Genomic DNA, 18,889 nt, shown 5'->3' on the forward strand with positions numbered 1-18,889 from the left:
CCAATGTCAAGGGAGCTAACGTGCGGGTGTCCGAGCTGGTCGCGCAGACCGGTGTGCCGCTGGCGACCGTCAAGTATTACTTGCGTGAGGGCCTGCTCATGGCTGGCGACGCGACGAGCGCGACCCGAGCCGAGTACGGCGAGCGGCACGTGCACAGGCTCGTTCTGATCAAGGCCCTGTCGGGGTTGGGCCTGCCGATACCCAAGATCCGCGTTGTGCTGCAGTTGATCGATCACCCGCAGGATTCGCTCTTCGACACCCTGGGCGCGGCGATCGCCGCGCTGCCCCCGTACGTCGACGCGAATGCGGCCGAATTTCCCCGCGCAAAGTCGGTTCTCGATCGGCTGGGTCAGATCTACGACCCACAGTTCGTTGCCGTCGCGCAACTGGAAAGCGCCCTCGCCGCTGCAGAGGGCATCGGCATGCCGATGACCGGCGAACGAATCGATGCGTACGGTCGGCATATCCGCGGGATCGCAGAGGCCGACCTGGCACCGATCCCGCCGTCGACGGAAAGTGCGATCGAGTACGCAGTGCTCGGCACGGCGATCTACGAGCCGGTCATCGCGGCGATGCGCCGGCTCGCCCACCAGGACCTGATGTCGAAGATGCTCGATCCGAACCGAAAGGCGCCAACCTCGTGACCGCTGAGCTGAGTGTGGAGACCAAGAACGACGCTGCGCCGTTTCGGACGCTGTGCACGCTTACCGACCTCGACGGCGGCTACGGTGCCGTCATAGATCCGATCTGGACGATCGGCAGCAAGGTCCACGGCGGCGCCATGCTCGCCGTGTGCGCAGCCGCCGCACGCAGGAAGCTGCGCGAAAGCGACGGACCCGCCGCGGCGCTGCAGCCGATCTCCGTCAGCGTCGACTATCTGGGCGCGCCGGATCCGGGCGAGGTCACCCTGACGGTCGCGGTGCGGAAGATGGGCCGCCAGATCTGTCTCGCCGACGTGGACCTGATCCAGAACGGCCGTACAGCGGTCCGCGCGGTCGTGACACTCGGCAACCTCGACATCGATCCACCCGTCCATCAGCTGGAGGCGTTGACCGACATGCCACCGGAACCGCCGCACGACGCGTTCCGCTACGACGGGGACAGCCCACTCGGCAAGGTGGTGAATATCGCCAAGGGGTGTGAGCTTCGGCTCGATCCGACGTCTGCGCCCTTCATCAAGGGCAAGATCGGCGAACCGACGCTGCGGCTCTGGGTGCGTCCCTTCGCCGACGACGAGGCCGATCCCGACATCGTTGCGCTGTTCGCGATGATGACCGGCGACATCAGTCCGCCGGTGGTATTCAATCTCGGAATGTTCGGGTGGGCGCCCACAATTCAGCTCACGACCTACCTGCAACGCCGGCCTGCGCCGGGCTGGCTGCGGGTCTTGTCGAGCAGCAAATCCATCGGCTCACGCATGTTCGACGAAGATCACCTGATTCTCGATTCGACCGGGGCGGTCGTCGTCCAGAGCCGTCAACTCGCGTTGGCTCCCGCGGCACCCACCCGCCGGTAGGGCGGCTACGCTCCCCACCCATGACGAGAATCGCAGTAGTCGGTGGGGGCAAGATCGGTGAGGCATTGCTCGCGGGTCTGCTCGAGGCGGGGACCGCAACCAAGGATCTTGTTGTCGCCGAGCCGATGGCGGCACGCGCGGAGGAACTCGCGCGGCTGTTCGGGATTCGGGTCACGACGGTCGCCGATGCGGCCGAGGGTGCGGACATCATCGTCGTCGCGGTGAAGCCCAGCGATGTGGACTCGGTGCTTGCCGACCTCTCCAGCGTCGACCTCGACAGCGAGCGCGAGCAACTCCTCGTGTCGCTCGCAGCGGGTGTGCCGACGAGCAAGTTCGAGCCGAAGCTGCCCGCCGGCTTCCCGGTCATTCGCGCGATGCCGAACACGCCGATGCTCGTCGGCGAGGGCATGACTGTGATCGCGCCCGGCCGGTATGCGAAGGATTCGCATCTGGCGCTGGTGCGAGACGTGATGAGCTCGGTCGGCAAGGTCGTCGTTGTCGCCGAGCATCAAATGGATGCCGTGACGGCGGTATCCGGGTCCGGTCCGGCGTACTTCTTCCTGATCGTCGAGGCCATGATCGACGCCGCGGTAAGCCTCGGATTGACCCGGAAAACGGCCGGTGAATTGGTTGTTCAGACCCTGATCGGGTCCGCTGCGATGCTCGACCGGTCCGATGAGAGCCCGCAGGACCTCCGGGCGGCGGTAACTTCGCCCGCTGGCACAACGGCGGCGGCTCTGCGAGAATTCGAGCGAAACGGCCTCCGATCAGGCTTTATGGAGGCAATGCACGCTGCGCGCGACCGATCGGCCCAGCAGGGCGCGCAATCTGATTGAGATCTTTTCCCCACACCCGTCGCAGTAACCCCACTAGTCCCGCTAAGCTCCATACAGCACGTGCGTGTCTGTTCCGTCGGTGGGGAAGCCGATGGCGCGAGACGTGCCGGAGGTATGTGACTTAATGGCGCCTGTAAACAAGCCGCCGCAGGGCCCGGGTTCGTCTTCGGACGGACAATCGGGTCTGGGCGCAACGCAGTTCTTGACCGTCGCAGAAGTGGCAAGCCTTATGCGGGTTTCCAAGATGACGGTCTACCGACTCGTACACGGTGGTGAACTTCCGGCAGTGCGTGTCGGTCGGTCATTCCGCGTGCACGCTAAGGCGGTGCACGACTACTTGGAAACCTCGTACTTCGACGCCGGCTGATCCACCTCGGTTTCGTTTCGCGACCGATGCCCCGGTACGATGAACTCTCGTCGTGGCGCCGGTCGATTCAGTCCGCGCTAAGCAGTAAGCACGTGTGCGCGGATCGGCGTACGCAGCCAGGCCAACAGAGAACGTGAGGGTTGCCCACCATGGGTTCAGTGATCAAGAAGCGCCGCAAGCGCATGTCGAAGAAGAAGCACCGCAAGCTGCTTCGTCGCACACGCGTTCAGCGTAGGAAACTCGGTAAGTAGCCCGAGTGACTTCGATGCCCGTTGCCGATCACGGCAGCGGGCATCGGCGCTTGTTGGTCGTCTGCCCAATTTTTGGACACGATTCTCATGATGTGGACCGCGCACATTAACTCTTCGTTAGAACTCGGTTAAGACCTGTCGACACCGGATTCCAATGGCTAGGCTCTATGCGGTAACGACAGCAAGGGGAATGAGTGACTACGAACGAACGGGGTGTGCACACACCCAAGGTCGTGCTTGTCACTGGAGCCAGCCGCTACATTGCGGGCTATCTCGTGTCGAAACTCGCGCAGAACCCATCGATCGACCGGGTCATCGCCGTCGACATGAAGTCGCCGAGCAAAGACCTGCTCCGCAAGATGGGCCGGGCGGAATTCGTTCGCGCCGATATTCGCAATCCCCTTATCAGCAAGGTGATTTCGACGAACCTGGTCGATACGGTCGTGCATGCGTCGATGCTGACGCACCCCCCCAAAGCCGGCAGTCGCGCGGCAATGAAGGACCAGAACGTCCTCGGTGCGATGCAGCTCTTCGCGGCCTGCCAGAAGGCGCCGAGCGTCCGCAAGGTCGTCCTCAAATCGTCCAGCGCGGTCTACGGCTGCAGTGCCAAGGACCCGATCAAATTCTCCGAACAGATGAGTGCGCGCAAGCCACCTCGTGGCGGCTTTGCCCTCGACACCATCGAAGTCGAAGCTTTCGCGCGCGGGCTGGGGCGGCGCCGTCCCGAAATTGCGGTGTCGACGTTGCGGCTGAGCCCACTCGTCGGGCCACGGTTGAACTCCGCGGTCTCGCGGTACTTCGCGTCGCCGGTCGTTCCCACAATTCTCGGCCGCGACGCCCGAATGCAGCTGTTGCACGAGGAAGACGCGCTGGCGGTGCTCGAACACGGAACTGTGTCGGGACCCGCAGGTACCTTCAACGTCGCAGGTGACGGCGTGATCATGATGTCGCAAGGGGTCAGGAGGGCTGGACGTGTCGAGGCACCGATGCCGTTCTTTCTCTTCAAGAGTGCCGGGCGCGCATTGATGGGTCCGATCATGCGCGAGTTCTCGAAAGAACAGCTCGACTACTTCAACTTCGGCTGTGGTCTGGATACGACCAGAATGCGGACCGAGTTGGGTTTCGAACCGCGCTGGACGACGCTCCAGGCGTTCGACGACTTCGTCAAGGGCGCATCGCTGCGACCGGTGATCAAACCCGAATGGATCGATTCGGCTCAGGACAAACTTTTGGAGCTCGTAGGAGCTCCCGTGGGAGCACAGCGATGAACGAAGTAGCAAAAGTAATTCAGCTGCGTACCGACGCAGCCGAGTCGCCACCGCGCGCGCGTCGACGCAGTTCGCTCGAACGTGTGGACGTCCTGCGCGAGGTCACGTCCATCACCGAGCGCATCGAAGAGGCGAATCCGCCGCAGACGCTCGGCGAGGCCGCGCGCCGCAGACTGACGCGGACCATCACGGGCACCGCTGATTTCCTGCGCCGCCGCATCACCGGTGACTACCACGTCGACGAGTTCGGCTTCGATCAGCACTGGCTCGAATCGGTGCTGCTGCCGGTCGTCCGGCCCATCTACGACGCCTGGTTCCGGGTCGAGGTGCGCGGCATCGAGAACCTGCCGGTGCGTGGCGCCGGCCTCGTCGTGGCGAACCATGCCGGTGTCGTTCCGCTCGACGGCCTGATGATGTCTGTCGCGGTGCACGACAACCATCCCGTGCACCGCGCGCTGCGCCTCCTCGCGGCGGACCTCATCTTCGAGACGCCTGTCGTAGGCACGATCGCCCGCAAGGCCGGGCACACGCTGGCATGCACCGCAGACGCCGAGCGTCTGCTCCGCAGCGGCGAATTGACCGGCGTCTTTCCAGAAGGCTTCAAGGGTGTCGGCAAGCCCTACAGCGAGCGCTACAAGCTGCAGCGGTTCGGCCGTGGTGGCTTCGTGTCGGCCGCCATCAAGACCGGTGCGCCGATCATCCCGTGCTCGATCGTCGGATCCGAGGAGACGTACCCGAAGCTCGGCGATCTCGCGCCGTTGGCGCGCTTGCTGGGGCTGCCCTACTTCCCGGTCACCCCGCTGTTCCCGCACCTTGGTCCGCTGGGCATGATCCCGATGCCGTCGAAGTGGTACATCGAGTTCGGCGAGCCGATCCCGACCGACTCCTACGACCCGTCCGACGCTGACGACCCGATGGTGACCTTCGAGGTCACCGACCAGGTGCGGGAGACGATCCAGCAGACGCTCTACCGCCAATTGGCAAAGCGCCGCAGCGTCTTCCTGGGCTGATCAGCTCGCGATCGGTACTTTCCGCCGTGTGATCACGGCGGCAAGTGCGCCGCCGGCGGCACCGAGGACCAGGGCGGTCGGCACGCCGACCTTGGCGGCCTTGCGTGCGGTCCGGAAGTCACGGATTTCCCAACCGCGATTCTTGGCCAGTTCGCGCAGGTCCGAATCAGGGTTGATGGCGACCGCGGTGCCGCACAGCGAAAGCATCGGTACGTCGTTGTGGCTGTCGGAATACGCGGTACAGCGCTTGAGGTTCAGGCCTTCCCTGATCGCCAGCGTGCGGACCGCGTGGGCCTTGCCGAGGCCGTGCAGAATGTCGCCAACGAGCCGACCGGTGAAGAGTCCGTTCTCGCTTTCGGCAACTGTGCCGAGAGCACCCGTGAGGCCGAGTCGTTTGGCGATCACCTGCGCGAGTTCGACCGGTGTGGCGGTGACGAGCCAGACCTGCTGGCCCGCGTCGAGATGCATCTGCGCCAGCGCGCGCGTGCCAGGCCAGATCTTGTCGGCGATGATCTCGTCGTAGATCTCCTCGCCGAGCCGGGCAAGCTCCGCGGTGGACCTGCCCCGGATGAACGACAGCGCCTTCTCGCGGCCGCTCGCCACGTCGGTGCTGCTCTCCTTGCCGGTCACACGGAACTTGACCTGCTTCCACGCGAAGTCCACGAGGTCTGCGGTGTTGAGGTATTTGCGCGCCGCAAGTCCGCGGGCGAAGTGCACGATCGACGCGCCCTGCACCATCGTGTTGTCGACGTCGAAGAAGGCTGCCGCTGTGAGGTCGCGGGGGACTGCGGTCTCATCGGCTGCGGGCTCGGCAGGTGTGATACTGCTCTCGAGTTCGTGCAGCGCAAGGGCGGCGTCCGCACTCGCCTCACCGGCGAGGTTCGCGCGCACCTCGGCCTCGGTAGGACCCAGCGGGTTGCGGTTGCGGCGCCGGCCACCGTCGAACACGCCGACCACCGACACCCCGAACACAGTCACACGTAACAGCGTGGCCATTGGCCCCGTATGCCCCGGCACTCGCACCTCCCGTTAGCAACCCAAGACAACAGTAGCCCGGTTCACAGACGGTGATGGCAGAGTGATCGCCATGAGTCCGGCCACACATTCCGTCGTTCTTCTGACCCGTGCTGGTTGCAGCCTTTGCGACAAGGCAGCGGTGACTTTGCAGGCGATTTGCGACGACTTCGGGATCGCGGTCGAGAGCATCGACATCGATGCAATTGCACAGGTAAAGCCGCAATTGCGCGCAGAATACGGCGATCGTGTTCCCGTCGTGTTGCTCGACGGTGCAGAGCACAGCTATTGGGAAGTCGACGAACCGCGCTTGCGAAGCGACCTTCGCAGCTGACGGTATCTGCGCAATCTTGCGTCGCGAATCCGGTCCGCGAGCGCCCTTGCAGGTGGGAATGTAGATCGGCAGGAAATCCGCCGACTTTGGGAATGGCTTCACAAGCAGTTACCGTGGTGTGAACGATTCCCCGGATCAGCGTTGTCTCCGGCGAAAAACCTCCCGGACGAGGAGCTACAAACGTGACAGAAGAGCACCAGACGCCTCGGACTCGTGGCATGTCTGGAGCACTGCACGACAGCAAGGACATACCGCCGGCGACTGTGTCCCGGCTCGCGACCTACCTTCGTGTGCTCGGCGTCATGGTCGACGCTGGAACCCTCATCGTATCGAGTGAGGAACTGGCTGCCGCAGCGGGTGTCGGCTCGGCGAAGTTACGTAAAGATCTCTCTTTTCTGGGACCCAACGGTGTTCGCGGCGTCGGCTACGACGTTGCTCGGCTGCGCTCGCGGATCGAACGCGCGCTCGGCCTCGAGCAGGGCCACCGCGTGATCCTCGTCGGTGTCGGCAACCTCGGCCGCGCGCTCGCGGGATACGGCGGTTTCGCCCGGCGCGGCTTCACGATGGTCGGCCTCTTCGACACTGCTCCTGAACTGATCGGTACCTCCGTCGGTGAGCTGCCGGTCCGCGACGTCGCAGACCTCATGCCCGCGTGCGTCGAACTCGAACCGACAATCGCCGTCGTCGCGGTTCCCGACGAAGCCGCACAGCTCACCTGCGATCGATTGGTCGAAGCGGGTGTGCGTTGCGTGCTCAGCTTCTCACCGCTCGCGTTGGATGTGCCCGGCCACGTCGAGGTTCGCAGGGTCGACCTGGCGGTCGAGATGCAGATGTTGTCTTTCAGCAATACCCGGAATGGGCTGGCAGCGAGCATGGGGGCTTCGCGCCTCGCGCATCGCCGCGGCCTGAGTGAGGGATCGGTGGTATCGCAATGAGTGTTCTGCTCGTCGGGATCTCGCATCGGAGCGCCCCCGTCGCAGTGCTGGAGCGCGTCGCGATCACCGACACGGACCGGCCGAAGATGACGGAGAAGATGCTGGCCTCGAGCCACATCTCGGAGGTCATGATCGTTTCGACCTGCAACCGCGTGGAGATCTACGCGGTGGTCGACGCCTTCCACGGTGCACTTGCGGAGGTCGGCGAACTGCTGGCCAAGCATTCGGGCATGCCGCTCGCGGACCTCACCAAGCACGCTTATGTGCGTTACAGCGAGGCCGCGGCGGAACATCTGTTCGCAGTGGCGAGCGGCCTCGATTCGATGGTGATCGGCGAGCAGCAGGTCCTCGGTCAGATTCGCGCCGCGTACGCGTCTTCGGATGCGCAGCAGGCGGCGGGACGGGTACTGCACGAGCTCGCGCAGCAGGCGCTTCGCGTCGGTAAGCGAGTGCACTCGGAGACCGGTATCGATTCGGCGGGTGCGTCGGTCGTTTCGGTCGCGCTCGAACGCGCGTCGGCGCAGCTGGCAGTGACCGGTGGTAGCGACCTTGTCGGTCGGACCGGTGTCGTCGTCGGTGCCGGTGCCATGGGCGGCCTGGCGGTCGCCCACCTGATTCGCGCGGGCATCGGCGAGATCGTGGTCGTCAACCGCACACAGGACCGTGGCCAGCGGCTCGCGGACACGGCAAGTGCGCAGGGCGTTACCGCCCGCGCCGTCGCGCTCGACCACCTGACCGAAGCGATGTCGAACGCCGACGTGCTGATCACCTGTACCGGCGCGGTCGGTGCGGTTGTGACGCTCGCCGATGCGCATCGCGCGCTGGCAAAGCGTGACTGTGCCGACCGCCTGATGGTGATCTGTGACCTCGGTCTGCCGCGCGATGTCGAGCACGCGGTAGCGGGTCTGCCGGGAATCTTCGTCATCGACATGGAGACGCTGCAGCACGATCCTGCTGCCGGCGCTGCTGCGGCGGATGCGGAGGCAGCGCGCGAGATCGTCGCCGGTGAGCTCGCGCAGTACCTCGCCAGCCAGCGCCTCGCGGAGGTCACACCGACTGTCACCGCGCTGCGCCAGCGCGCGGCGGAGGTCGTCGAGGCCGAACTCATGCGGCTCGAGACGCGCCTGCCGGGCCTGGACAATCCGCAGCGTGACGAGGTCGCACGGACCGTGCGCCGCGTCGTCGACAAGTTGCTGCACGCGCCGACGGTCCGCATCAAGCAGCTGGCCTCGTCGCCCGGTGGCGATACCTACGCGGAAGCCCTGCGTGAACTCTTCGAACTGAAACCCGGTGCGGCCCAAGCAGTTGCGACGCCGATGGAGATCAGCGCGGTCGAGCTGGCCGACGATTTCACCATCGCCCGGGAACAGCTCTTCGGTGATATCTCCGGTCTCGATCGGGGGGCTCTGTGAGTATTGCTCCCGACACCGCCGACGTGGCCGTCTCGGAGCGTCCCGTGTGGCGTATCGGCACGCGTGGCAGCCTGCTCGCGACCACCCAGGCCGGGACTGTGCGTGACGCATTGATCGCCGCCGGGCACAGCGCGGAGTTGGTCATCGTCAAGACCGCCGGTGACGAGTCGAGCGAACCCGTCGCGACGATCGGCGTCGGCGTCTTCACGACCGCCCTGCGCGATCAGCTCGCCGCAGACGCTGTCGACATCGCCGTGCACTCGTACAAAGACCTGCCCACAGCGCCGGACGAGCGATTCGAGATCGCCGCCATCCCGCAGCGGGAAGATCCGCGCGACGCGCTCGTCGCGCGCGACGGTCTCGTCCTCGGTGAACTGCCCGCCGGCTCGAAGGTCGGCACGTCCGCACCGCGGCGTATCGCGCAACTGCTCGCACTCGGCCTCGGGCTCGAGCTCGTTCCGCTTCGCGGCAACCTGGACACTCGACTGCGGAAGGTCGCCGACGGCGAACTCGATGCCGTCGTCGTCGCTCGCGCGGGCCTTTCGCGGATCGGCCGCCTCGACGCAGTCACCGAAGCGCTCGAACCCGTCCAGATGCTGCCTGCGCCTGCGCAGGGCGCGCTCGCGGTCGAATGCCGAGTCGCGGACACAGACCTCGTCGCCGCGCTGTCGGCACTCGACGATGCGCCGACGCGGGCTGCGGTCGTCGCAGAGCGCGCCGTTCTTGCCGAGCTCGAAGCCGGTTGTACCGCGCCCGTCGGTGCACTGGCAGAGGTAGTCGAATCGTTGGACGACGACGGTCGGATCTTCGACGAGCTGTCACTGCGCGCGTGCGTCGCAGCCGTCGACGGGTCCGATGCGATCCGCGCGTCCATCGTCGGTGCACCCGACGACGCCGAACAGTTGGGCCGGGCCCTGGCCCGGGAATTGCTGGACCTGGGAGCACGTGACCTGATGGTCGGGGGTGGGGGAGTTGCCTGATCCGGTGCCCCGAATAGCCGACGGCGCTAAACCGGACCGCCCAGTGGGCGGACCCCCGATCCCGAAGAATGCTCGAGAAACAAAAGCACTGGAGAACAATCGATGAGCCGAGCCCGTAAGAACACCCCTGGACGGATCCTGTTCGTAGGATCCGGCCCAGGCGATCCGGCCCTGCTCACCGTACGAGCACGGGAAGTGCTCGTCGGCGCGGAGCTGGCTTTCACCGATCCTGATGTCGACAGCGGGGTTGTCGCACTTATCGGCGCCGCGGCGCCCGAGGATGCGCCCGCCGAGGTGCGGCCCGCCCTGGGTGACCCGGGTGAGGTCGCCAAGACACTTGTCACCGAGGCGCGCAACGGCCACGACGTGGTCCGCGTTGTTTCCGGCGACCCGCTGACCACCGATTCGGTGATCGCCGAGGTCACCGCCGTGGCCCGCACGAACGTGCATTTCGAGGTCCTCCCGGGTCTGCCGGGCGGGTCGGCTGTGCCGAGCTACGCGGGCATGGCGCTCGGTTCGACGCATACCGAAGCGGATGTCCGCGGCGAGGTCGATTGGGCCGCGCTCGCGTCGGCTCCCGGTCCGCTCGTCCTGCACGCAACGTCGGGTCACCTCGCAGAGACGGCAAGCGCGCTCGTCGAGCACGGCCTTGCACCACAGACTCCGGCGGCGATCACCGTTCGCGGTACGACGCGGCAGCAGCGGACCATCGAGGCGACGCTCGCGACGCTGAACGATTCCGGTGCCGAGCTGGTCGGTCCGCTGGTCGTCACGGTCGGCAAGATCGTGACGCAGCGCGCCAAGATGTCGTGGTGGGAGTCGCGCGCGCTCTATGGCTGGACCGTCCTCGTGCCGCGCACGAAGGATCAGGCCGGCGAAATGAGCGAGCGTCTCGTGACGCACGGTGCCGTGCCGATCGAGGTTCCGACCATCGCGGTCGAGCCGCCGCGCAGTCCCGCGCAGATGGAACGCGCGGTCAAGGGCCTGGTCGACGGCCGCTACCAGTGGGTCGTCTTCACGTCGACCAACGCGGTCCGCGCCGTGTGGGAGAAGTTTGCCGAGTTCGGCCTGGACGCCCGCGCGTTCTCGGGCGTCAAGATCGCGTGCGTCGGGGAAGCGACCGCGGACAAGGTGCGCTCGTTCGGCATCAATCCGGAACTCGTGCCGAAGGGTGAGCAGAGCTCGCTCGGTCTGCTCGAGGAGTTCGCCGAGTACGACGAGGTCTTCGACCCGGTCAACCGGGTCCTGCTGCCGCGCGCCGACATTGCGACGGAAACGCTCGCCGAAGGACTGCGGGAACGCGGCTGGGAGATCGACGACGTCACCGCCTACCGCACGGTCCGGGCTGCTCCGCCGCCGGCGCAGACGCGCGAGATGATCAAGGCCGGCGGGTTCGACGCCGTTCTGTTCACCTCGTCGTCCACGGTCCGGAATCTGGTCGGCATCGCGGGCAAGCCGCATGCGCGGACGCTCGTCGCGTGTATCGGCCCGAAGACCGCCGAGACCGCGATCGAGTTCGGTCTGCGCGTCGATGTCCAGCCCGAGCTTGCTCAGGTCGGACCGCTCGTCGAGGCGCTCGCCGAGCACGCTGCGCGACTGCGCGCCGAGGGTGCGCTGCCGCCGCCGCGTAAGAAGAGCCGCAGGCGGTAAGCGCTCTGTTCCCCCTGGACCGCCCGCGGCGACTTCGCCGGACACCTGCACTGCGGCGCCTCGTCGCCGAGACGTCAGTGGAGCCGAGGCATCTTGTGCTCCCGATGTTCGTCGCCGACGGCATCGACGAGCCACGCGCAATTTCGTCGATGCCGGGTGTCGTGCAGCACACTCTCGATTCGCTGACGAAGGCCGCCACCGATGCAGTGTCGGCTGGTGTCGGTGGGCTGATGCTGTTCGGCGTTCCGACACCCGCGGACAAGGACGCAGACGGCTCCGCCGCGTCGGATCCCGACGGGATTCTGAATCGCGGACTCCGTACCTTGCGTGACGAGCTCGGGGACTCGACGGTCTTGATGGCCGACACCTGTCTCGACGAGTTCACCGATCACGGACATTGCGGTGTGCTCGCCGCGGACGGGTCGGTCGACAACGACGCGACTCTGCGCCGGTATGTCGACATGGCGCTCGCGCAAGCCGACGCCGGTGCGCACCTGCTCGGCACGAGCGGGATGATGGACGGCCAGGTCGGTGCGATTCGTGAAGCGCTCGATTCTTCCGGGCGCTCGGGTACGGGGATCATCGCGTACGCAGCGAAGTACGCGTCGGCGTTCTACGGACCGTTCCGCGAAGCCGTCGGGTCGTCGTTGCAAGGTGACCGCCGAACCTATCAGCAGGACGCGGCGAATCGACGCGAATCCTGGCGAGAGGTCGATCTGGACCTCGCCGAGGGTGCTGACATCGTCATGGTGAAACCCGCGATGAGCTACCTCGACGTCCTGCGAGAGGTCGCGGACCGATCGTCGGTTCCTGTTGCCGCATATCAGATTTCGGGCGAGTACGCGATGATCACCGCCGCCGCAGAGCGCGGCTGGATCGATCGCGATGCAGCGATTCTCGAATCGTTGACGAGTATCCGCCGTGCCGGCGCAGACATCGTCCTCACCTATTGGGCGGCGGAAGCTGCTCGCTGGCTGGGTAATTCGAGGTCGTAGTGGAAGTGCGGAAAGACGTTCGCGACGAACGGCCGGTGCCGGTCGACGTTACGACCGCGGCTCAACTCTGGTGGGGAGTAATAGCTTTCGGTGTCGTCAGTATGGCTGCGGGTGTCGTCGAGGGATACGGTCACCGCGCGGACCTTGCCGGTGCGAACGGGTCGACCCGGTTGGTCGTCATGATGCTCGGTGTATCGGTTGTGCTCGGCCTGCTCTTGTCGGCAGCGTTTCTTCTCGTACTCCGCAAATTGCAGCGAGCGCGCAATTGGGCGCGCATGATCGTCACGCTCGTCGGCGGGATTCTTGTGCTGGGTGCGCTGTTCAATGTGGTCGGTCTGGTTTCGCCCGACGGCCCTGTGTCCCTGGTGATCGGTGCGGCGGGGATCATTCAGGGCGTACTCGCGGCAGGGGCGATCTTTTTGTTGCACCGGGGTGAATCGAACTCGTATTTCCTGCGATTTCCGCCGTCGCAATAGGTTGCGGGCGCGCGGCCCGATTGGCTGCATCGAGCGGGCGCATGTAGTGTGAGAGGTATCACAAGGTTCGGTATTGGGCCAGGTACGCGACACGGAGTTGGTTATTGTCGCACGGTGGCCATGCTGGCCACGACGCGAAAGGGTGAGGTATGCGGGTTGTGATCCAGCAGCATCAGAGTCTGCGACGCGAGTTGCTGATCATCGGCCTTATCGTGTTGATAGGCATTTTGACAGTCGTATTGCTGATTGCCCCCGGGATGTTCGCCTGACCCTAGGTCGGCCGTATGTCGTTCGATACAGCAAGATTGACGCGTGACCACCCCTTCCGACAGTCGTCCGAAACTCGTTTCAATTGCCTATTGGCTCTGGCTCGTTGCCGCAATTGCCCTGTTTTTGTTCGGCATTCTTGCTGCCAGCGCGAACGGTGATTCGATTCGTGAGCGTTTGGCCGATCTCGACTACAGCACCGAAACCGCCGACGCATTTGTGCTGATGCTTCGCGTGACCGGCGGCATGTCGGTCGTCGTCGGATTGGCAATCGGATTCATGGCCGGACCGGTCCGTAATGGGCATTACCGCTTTCGGAGAGCCCTAGTCGCACTTTCTGCCATATTCGCGCTTTTTCAAGCGGGCGCGGTGCTGACAGGGATTAGCCCGGTGATCCTGTTGGTAGTTCCGGTGCTACTCGTCGCGGCGTCGGTTCTCGTTTATCGGCCCGGTGCGAAGGAATGGTTCGTGGATGAAACCTGAACCTCCCGTGCGATACCGCGAACCCGGCGCGAGGTGGCGTTCGGTCGCCTACGGCCCAGTCTTCTGCGCGGTAATACTCGTGATCGAAATTTCTTTCGGTGCGCCTGTGCACTGGTTCGGGTTGATTGCGTTTGCGGCACTCCTGGCGGGATTTGTCGCGCTGCAGGTGGTGGCCGGCAAGAAACACGTCAGTGTCGAACTCACGGACACGACGTTGCGGCAGGGCACCGAGGTGATTTCGCTGGCCGACATCGCGTATCTCTATCCCGAGGCCGACGACTATCGGCGACGGGAAGAGCCGTGGGAGGAAGCTCGTGCGTTGGGCGAGCTTTCGGATGTTCCGCGGGGTCGCACCGCGATCGGAGTGAAAATGCGCGGGGACATCATGGTCCGCGCGTGGGCGCGTAACGACGAGCGGTTGCGCGAGCATTTGACGAGCGCGCTGGAGCGCTTGCGTAAGGAGTCGTCGTGAAGCGGATCGTGATCGATGTCGTGGCCTGTGTGGTGCTCGTCGGGCTCGGTGTCTGGTGCTGGAACATCGGCGTCCAAACCACGCCGTTGTCCCCTGAGTTCGTCGGTGCATCGGGCGCAGACGGCACGTACTACTCCGGCGGCTGGATCGCCCTCGCTGCATGCCTGGTTGCGGCCGGCGGAGCGTTCCTCGTGGACGCGGTCGGGCGGCTGGTTCGACCCTCGCCTTAAGTACCTAAGGGGGGTATGGTAGTGCCATGAATTCGTACTCCCCCGAGAAGGACGAGCTGCTCAAGCGGCTGCGCCGAATCGAAGGGCAAGTTGCCGGCATCTCGCGCATGGTTGCCGACGATCGCTACTGCATCGACGTCCTGACGCAGGTCGCGGCGGCCACCTCGGCGCTGCAGTCGGTGTCGCTCAAGCTTCTGGACGCCCACATGGCGGGCTGCGTGGTCGAGGCGGCGAAGCGCGGTGGACCCGAGGCGGACGCAAAGATCAAGGAAGCGTCCGACGCGATTGCCCGGCTGGTGCGCTCGTAGCCGAGTAGCGTTGGCGTGATGAAGGCGCTTCCGTTCGTGGCTGTCGTAATTGCGAGTTTCGGGCTGGTCGCGTGCAGTTCCAGCGACGACGACGGTTCGGCCGCAATGAGTTCCGCCGTCGAGCGACCCGGCGCGCCGACTGCGGAGGACGCAACCACCATCGACGCGTGCGGCCTGCTCACCAGTGCCGATATCCAGAAATACATCGATGTCGACGTCGCAGGCAATCCGAACACAAGCGTTCCGGAAGCGCCGGGGTGTGTCTGGGAAAACCCTGACACCTACACATCGGTGACGGTCGACATCGGCGCGCCGGACACCGCCATCAACGGCACCCTGCCCGACCCGGAACCCGGTTTCGAGGGAAGGCCAGCTCCGGACGGAATGCGCTATTTCGCGACCGGCGTCGTCGACTTCGCTGCCGACAAGCGCGCCAACTCGGTTCAGGTCGCGAACCCGAACCTGTCGGCGGACGAAAGCGACGCGGCGGCGTTGGAACTGGCTCGCAAGGTTCAGGAACGACTTCAGCAGTAGCCGGGCTACTTCATCGAGCCTTCCGAGGTCCAGCCCGCGTCTCTGCGCCGATTTCCGCGCCGCGACGGCAACACCACAACCCGCAGCGCCGCCCGCAGACTCTCGTGGGTGTTGGCCCATGCCTCGGCCTCGTGTTCGCATGCGGCGGCTTCTTCGGCGTCGAGTGCGTCGCTCGCCGACCGTCGCCAGGAGATCTCCTGCTCCGAGCAGATCAGTAGGTATTCGAGGATCGAGTCGCGGTCGTTGTCGCAGATCGCCGCGACCTCGGACGCGTCCAGCTGATCGAGATGCAGGAGGCACTGCAGTGCCGCCGGCAAGCTTTGCGCCACATTGTCGACCTCGAGCTCGGAAGCAATGACCGGCGCGCCTTCGCGCATGAAGTGGATCCACTTCGCGAATGCAGATTCGAGGTTCTTCGCCACGAACACGGTCGCTTCGAGGCGCAGGACGCCGACCACCGCGTCGTCGACGATCCGCAGGTTCACGTCCGGCCACACCTGGCTGTGCTCCTCGAGTACGGCGGCCGCGTTGGTGGCGTCGCCGAGCACCGCATAGAACGCGATCGTGGGCTCGTCCACCCGCACGCACAGCAGTGACGACATGTCGCCGATCGTCAGCGGGATGTCCCCGTCTTCGTCACGCAGCACCGGTTCGCTCACGAGATCGCTCACGACCGCGGCAGCCAACTCCTGCAGATGGTCGCGGCCCCGCGGGGCAACTGCCACGATCGGCTCCGGCTCAGCCGGACCGCCCTCGGTCAAGAACGCGGGGTGAGGCACTTCCCACATGTCCCGAACGACGACGACGGCCAGCGCAGCGAGCTTGTCCGAGTACCGCCGGCCGAACTCGAGAACGACGCGCCCGTCCTTGCGTTGTTTCCACCCAGCCTCGAACATTGCGTCGAGGTCGGCGGTTTCCATGAATCGCAGCCGCGGGCCGGCGGGAATCTCGCACCGCACGCGGTTGGCCCCGGTGACAGTGAAAACTACCTCGGGCAGCGGGTAGATCACGTCGTAGCTGCAGGTCAGAACTATTTTTTCGCCCTTCGGCAGAGCAGCGAGGCGGTCGGCAAGGCAAGTGCGGAAGTCGGTCCATGCGGCGACGACAGTGGTATCGAAGTGTTCGAAGTCGGACTCGTTGAAATTGGACACGGGCACTCCTTGCACTAGGGACGCGGGGGAGCTGACCCAGGCTCCGACCCGCACCTACAACGTAGCGGGATGGTCCGACATATGCGCGGCACAGGTTTGCGCGACGGCCAGCCGGTGAATCCATAGGCGAAAGGTGGCGACCATGTCCCAAGAGACCAGTGATACCGATAAAGGCTCCCGTGCGGCGGATGCTGTCCAGCACCCGTGGTTCGAGAAGCTCGCGCGCGCCGGGCACGTCGTCAACGGCGTCCTGCACATCCTGATCGGCTACATCGCGATCCGGTTGGCGTTCGGCAAGGGCGGGAACGCCGACCAGTCCGGCGCGCTCGGCGAGCTGGCGTCGAAACCGGGCGGAGCCGTCGCCCTGTGGGTGGCCGTGGCCGCATTCGTCATGCTCGCACTCTGGCGGCTTGTCGAAACGGTCGGCGGCAAGGCGTCCGAATCCGATTCCGGCGATGCATTCGACAAGGTAAAGGCGCTTTCGCTGGCCGTCGTGTACTTCGCGTTCGCTTGGACCGCGTTCACGTTCGCGCGCGGATCCGGCAAGTCGAGCAGCGAGCAGAACGTCGGCCTCACTGCGCGCCTGATGGAGAACGGGTTCGGAAAGTTTGTCCTGATCGTCGCGGGTGGAGTAGTCATCGGCGTCGGTGGATACTTCGCCTACAAGGGCGCGACGAAGAAGTTTTTGAAAGATCTGTTGCCGACACGCAGTCGGTACGCCGAGCCTATCGGATTCGTCGGTTACATCGCCAAGGGTGCGGCGCTGCTCGGCGTCGGGACTTTGATCATCACGGCCGTCGTCACCGCAGATCCGGCCAAAGCCAAGGGCCTCGATGGCGCCATCAAGATCCTCGGTGAGCAGGCGTTCGGGACGGCACTGCTCGTCATCGCGGGTCTGGGTATCGCGGTCTACGGCGTCTACTCCTTCGTCATGGCGAAGGACGCGAGAATGTAGCCTTCTTGCATGCCCCGTTACGAATACCGATGCCGGAGCTGCGGCGACACGTTCGAAGTGACCCGCTCGATGTCCGAGTCCTCGATCGATACGCCGTGCCCGCAGGGGCACGACGACACGGTCAAGCTGCTGACCACCTTGGGACTGGCCGGCAAGTCGGCACCCGCGCCACAGCCGCAGGGCGGCGGTGGGTGCTGTGGCGGCGGTTGCTGTTCCTAGACCCGGACGGCCTTGCCGAAGCTCGCGTCGATACTGAACTTGCCTGCACCGGTGACGGCGATCAGCAGCGCGCCCACACCCAGGGCGACGACGAGCTCGTAGCCACCACCGCTGACGAAGACGCCGTTCTCGATGTGTACAAATGCGAATGCGCCGAGCATGTTCGCGAACAGGAGCAGGCCGGCGATCGAGGTCAGCACACCCGCGATCAACGCGATGCCGCCACCGAGTTCGACTGCTGCGGCGAAGATCGCCGATGCGCGCGGGGCGGGGATGTCCATGCCCCGAAAGCCTGTCGTCACGTTGTCCAGGCCAGTGGTGAAGAACTTCTGCCAGCCGTGCGCGACGAACACCACGCCGAGGCCTACGCGGGCGATCAGCAGGGCCAGGTCACGTTGTGTAGACGAATTCATGCACCAAGGGTGTCAAAATCTAATTCAATCCTCAACTAAAGTGCCCGGCCTCACTCGCTCTAGCGCCTGCGGGCCAGAGATTCGAGCAGCTCGATCGGCATCGGCAACAACAGCTGTCCGTCGGCGAAGTCGGACTCCGCTTTGGCGGCCGCGAACTCTTCGTGCAGCCGTTCCATCTTGACGTCCAACTTGTTGGCTGCCTCGGCCGCTTCCGTCAGCTCTTCGAGCAACGACGGCGGAATGTTGCCGCCGTACTTGTAGTAGATCTTGTGCTCGAGGCTCGCCCAGAAGTCCATGGCGATGGTCCGGATCTGCAGTTCGACGGGCACCTGCTGGACCCGATCGCTCATGAACACAGGAATCTCGGCCAGGATGTGCAGGCTCTTGTAGCCGTTGGGCTTGGGTGCGGCGATGTAATCGCGCACTTCGGTGACGGTGATGTCGTTCTGGCCGGTCAGCATGTCCGCGATGCGGTAGGTGTCCTTGATGAAGCTGCACGTGATGCGGACGCCTGCGATGTCGACGATCTGCTTTGCGAGGTCGTCGAACGTGATCGGGCAATTCTTGCGGTAGGCCTTCTGCAGGAGGCTCTCCGGCGATTTCAGGCGAGAGGCTACGTGCTCGATCGGGCTGTAGTGATGGATGTGGGTGAACTCGTCCTTGAGGATGTTCACCTTCGTCATCATCTCCGCGATGCCGAATTGGTACGGCATCATGAAGCGCGTGAACTCGGCGCGGTAGTGCGCCAGATCCTCCGCCCACACGCCGTCCAGAGATTCGGTCACGTTTATCGCCCGCCCTAAGTTGTCCGTT

At 64.9% G+C, this 18,889-nt stretch carries 25 protein-coding genes; 21 read left to right on the forward strand and 4 right to left on the reverse strand.

The annotated features are described in order from the left end of the window. The first annotated feature begins 20 nt into the window (after window positions 1–20). From JGU72_RS24590 to JGU72_RS24620, 7 genes are all read left to right on the forward strand, one after another. Window positions 21–644 (forward strand): MerR family transcriptional regulator, encoded by a 624-nt coding sequence (locus tag JGU72_RS24590; protein WP_199686738.1) that lies wholly within the window; start codon window positions 21–23, stop codon window positions 642–644. Next, the gene (locus JGU72_RS24595) at window positions 641–1,516 is read left to right on the forward strand and encodes a thioesterase family protein (protein WP_199686739.1); all 876 of its coding nucleotides are present in this window, start codon (window positions 641–643) and stop codon (window positions 1,514–1,516) included. The genes JGU72_RS24590 and JGU72_RS24595 overlap by 4 nt, the downstream gene beginning before the upstream one ends. 20 nt (window positions 1,517–1,536) lie before the next feature. Further along, window positions 1,537–2,352, forward strand: coding sequence for a pyrroline-5-carboxylate reductase (gene proC, locus JGU72_RS24600; protein WP_199686740.1), 816 nt, complete (start codon window positions 1,537–1,539; stop codon window positions 2,350–2,352). A gap of 124 nt (window positions 2,353–2,476) precedes the next feature. Further along, complete coding sequence (locus JGU72_RS24605) at window positions 2,477–2,719, forward strand: helix-turn-helix domain-containing protein (protein ID WP_199686741.1); 243 nt, start codon at window positions 2,477–2,479, stop codon at window positions 2,717–2,719. 149 nt (window positions 2,720–2,868) lie between these two features. Continuing rightward, the gene (locus tag JGU72_RS24610) at window positions 2,869–2,970 is read left to right on the forward strand and encodes a 30S ribosomal protein bS22 (protein ID WP_003402602.1); all 102 of its coding nucleotides are present in this window, start codon (window positions 2,869–2,871) and stop codon (window positions 2,968–2,970) included. Window positions 2,971–3,164: 194 nt separating this feature from the next. After that, complete coding sequence (locus tag JGU72_RS24615; protein ID WP_307828591.1) at window positions 3,165–4,238, forward strand: NAD-dependent epimerase/dehydratase family protein; 1,074 nt, start codon at window positions 3,165–3,167, stop codon at window positions 4,236–4,238. After that, window positions 4,235–5,248 (forward strand): lysophospholipid acyltransferase family protein, encoded by a 1,014-nt coding sequence (locus JGU72_RS24620; protein ID WP_199686742.1) that lies wholly within the window; start codon window positions 4,235–4,237, stop codon window positions 5,246–5,248. The genes JGU72_RS24615 and JGU72_RS24620 overlap by 4 nt, the downstream gene beginning before the upstream one ends. Here JGU72_RS24620 and JGU72_RS24625 read toward each other — a convergent pair whose 3' ends face one another. Continuing rightward, window positions 5,249–6,244, reverse strand: a complete 996-nt coding sequence (locus JGU72_RS24625; RefSeq protein WP_199686743.1) for an HAD family hydrolase — start codon at window positions 6,242–6,244, stop codon at window positions 5,249–5,251. Between the two features lie 91 nt (window positions 6,245–6,335). On the opposite strand from JGU72_RS24625, the gene JGU72_RS24630 reads away from it, so the two are divergent. The 12 genes from JGU72_RS24630 to JGU72_RS24685 all read left to right on the forward strand — a co-directional run bounded on the left by JGU72_RS24630 (window position 6,336) and on the right by JGU72_RS24685 (window position 15,338). Next, a complete protein-coding gene (locus tag JGU72_RS24630; protein WP_199686744.1) occupies window positions 6,336–6,596 on the forward strand; it encodes a glutaredoxin family protein in 261 nt (86 codons plus the stop codon). A gap of 218 nt (window positions 6,597–6,814) precedes the next feature. After that, complete coding sequence (locus JGU72_RS24635; protein ID WP_199686745.1) at window positions 6,815–7,531, forward strand: redox-sensing transcriptional repressor Rex; 717 nt, start codon at window positions 6,815–6,817, stop codon at window positions 7,529–7,531. Beyond that, window positions 7,528–8,943, forward strand: a complete 1,416-nt coding sequence (locus JGU72_RS24640; protein ID WP_199686746.1) for a glutamyl-tRNA reductase — start codon at window positions 7,528–7,530, stop codon at window positions 8,941–8,943. Before JGU72_RS24635 ends, JGU72_RS24640 begins: the two co-directional genes overlap by 4 nt. Before the next feature lie 23 nt (window positions 8,944–8,966). After that, complete coding sequence (gene hemC, locus JGU72_RS24645) at window positions 8,967–9,923, forward strand: hydroxymethylbilane synthase (protein WP_199686904.1); 957 nt, start codon at window positions 8,967–8,969, stop codon at window positions 9,921–9,923. A gap of 102 nt (window positions 9,924–10,025) precedes the next feature. Beyond that, window positions 10,026–11,573, forward strand: coding sequence for a bifunctional uroporphyrinogen-III C-methyltransferase/uroporphyrinogen-III synthase (locus JGU72_RS24650; protein WP_199686747.1), 1,548 nt, complete (start codon window positions 10,026–10,028; stop codon window positions 11,571–11,573). A 5-nt stretch (window positions 11,574–11,578) separates the two neighbouring features. After that, window positions 11,579–12,568, forward strand: coding sequence for a porphobilinogen synthase (gene hemB, locus JGU72_RS24655; RefSeq protein WP_199686905.1), 990 nt, complete (start codon window positions 11,579–11,581; stop codon window positions 12,566–12,568). Window positions 12,569–12,573: 5 nt separating this feature from the next. Further along, window positions 12,574–13,044, forward strand: a complete 471-nt coding sequence (locus tag JGU72_RS24660) for a hypothetical protein (protein WP_199686748.1) — start codon at window positions 12,574–12,576, stop codon at window positions 13,042–13,044. 312 nt (window positions 13,045–13,356) lie between these two features. Next, complete coding sequence (locus JGU72_RS24665; protein WP_199686749.1) at window positions 13,357–13,794, forward strand: hypothetical protein; 438 nt, start codon at window positions 13,357–13,359, stop codon at window positions 13,792–13,794. Beyond that, complete coding sequence (locus JGU72_RS24670) at window positions 13,784–14,266, forward strand: hypothetical protein (protein WP_199686750.1); 483 nt, start codon at window positions 13,784–13,786, stop codon at window positions 14,264–14,266. Before JGU72_RS24665 ends, JGU72_RS24670 begins: the two co-directional genes overlap by 11 nt. Next, entirely contained in the window at window positions 14,263–14,496 is a 234-nt protein-coding gene (locus JGU72_RS24675; RefSeq protein ID WP_199686751.1) for a hypothetical protein, read from the forward strand. Before JGU72_RS24670 ends, JGU72_RS24675 begins: the two co-directional genes overlap by 4 nt. Window positions 14,497–14,522: 26 nt before the next feature. Next, the gene (locus tag JGU72_RS24680) at window positions 14,523–14,804 is read left to right on the forward strand and encodes a metal-sensitive transcriptional regulator (protein WP_199686752.1); all 282 of its coding nucleotides are present in this window, start codon (window positions 14,523–14,525) and stop codon (window positions 14,802–14,804) included. Between the two features lie 18 nt (window positions 14,805–14,822). Next, the gene (locus JGU72_RS24685; protein ID WP_199686753.1) at window positions 14,823–15,338 is read left to right on the forward strand and encodes a hypothetical protein; all 516 of its coding nucleotides are present in this window, start codon (window positions 14,823–14,825) and stop codon (window positions 15,336–15,338) included. A gap of 5 nt (window positions 15,339–15,343) precedes the next feature. Here JGU72_RS24685 and JGU72_RS24690 read toward each other — a convergent pair whose 3' ends face one another. Further along, on the reverse strand, window positions 15,344–16,489 hold the full coding sequence (locus JGU72_RS24690) for a TY-Chap domain-containing protein (protein WP_199686754.1): 1,146 nt from the start codon (window positions 16,487–16,489) through the stop codon (window positions 15,344–15,346). A gap of 142 nt (window positions 16,490–16,631) precedes the next feature. On the opposite strand from JGU72_RS24690, the gene JGU72_RS24695 reads away from it, so the two are divergent. Together JGU72_RS24695 and JGU72_RS24700 are read left to right on the forward strand one after the other, a co-directional pair. Continuing rightward, window positions 16,632–17,444 carry a DUF1206 domain-containing protein gene (locus JGU72_RS24695; RefSeq protein ID WP_199686755.1) on the forward strand — a complete coding sequence of 271 codons (813 nt, stop codon included), beginning with the start codon at window positions 16,632–16,634 and terminating at the stop codon, window positions 17,442–17,444. Between the two features lie 9 nt (window positions 17,445–17,453). Further along, window positions 17,454–17,663: an FmdB family zinc ribbon protein gene (locus tag JGU72_RS24700; RefSeq protein ID WP_199686756.1), complete on the forward strand. Its 210-nt coding sequence runs from the start codon at window positions 17,454–17,456 to the stop codon at window positions 17,661–17,663. Here JGU72_RS24700 and JGU72_RS24705 read toward each other — a convergent pair. Next, complete coding sequence (locus JGU72_RS24705) at window positions 17,660–18,076, reverse strand: DoxX family protein (RefSeq protein ID WP_199686757.1); 417 nt, start codon at window positions 18,074–18,076, stop codon at window positions 17,660–17,662. The genes JGU72_RS24700 and JGU72_RS24705 overlap by 4 nt on opposite strands. 59 nt (window positions 18,077–18,135) lie before the next feature. Further along, window positions 18,136–18,792: a GTP pyrophosphokinase gene (locus JGU72_RS24710; protein ID WP_199686906.1), complete on the reverse strand. Its 657-nt coding sequence runs from the start codon at window positions 18,790–18,792 to the stop codon at window positions 18,136–18,138. Between the last annotated feature and the right edge of the window lie 97 nt (window positions 18,793–18,889).

Origin of the sequence: Antrihabitans auranticaus (genome assembly GCF_016481275.1) — a bacterium.
Lineage (GTDB): Bacteria > Actinomycetota > Actinomycetes > Mycobacteriales > Mycobacteriaceae > Antrihabitans.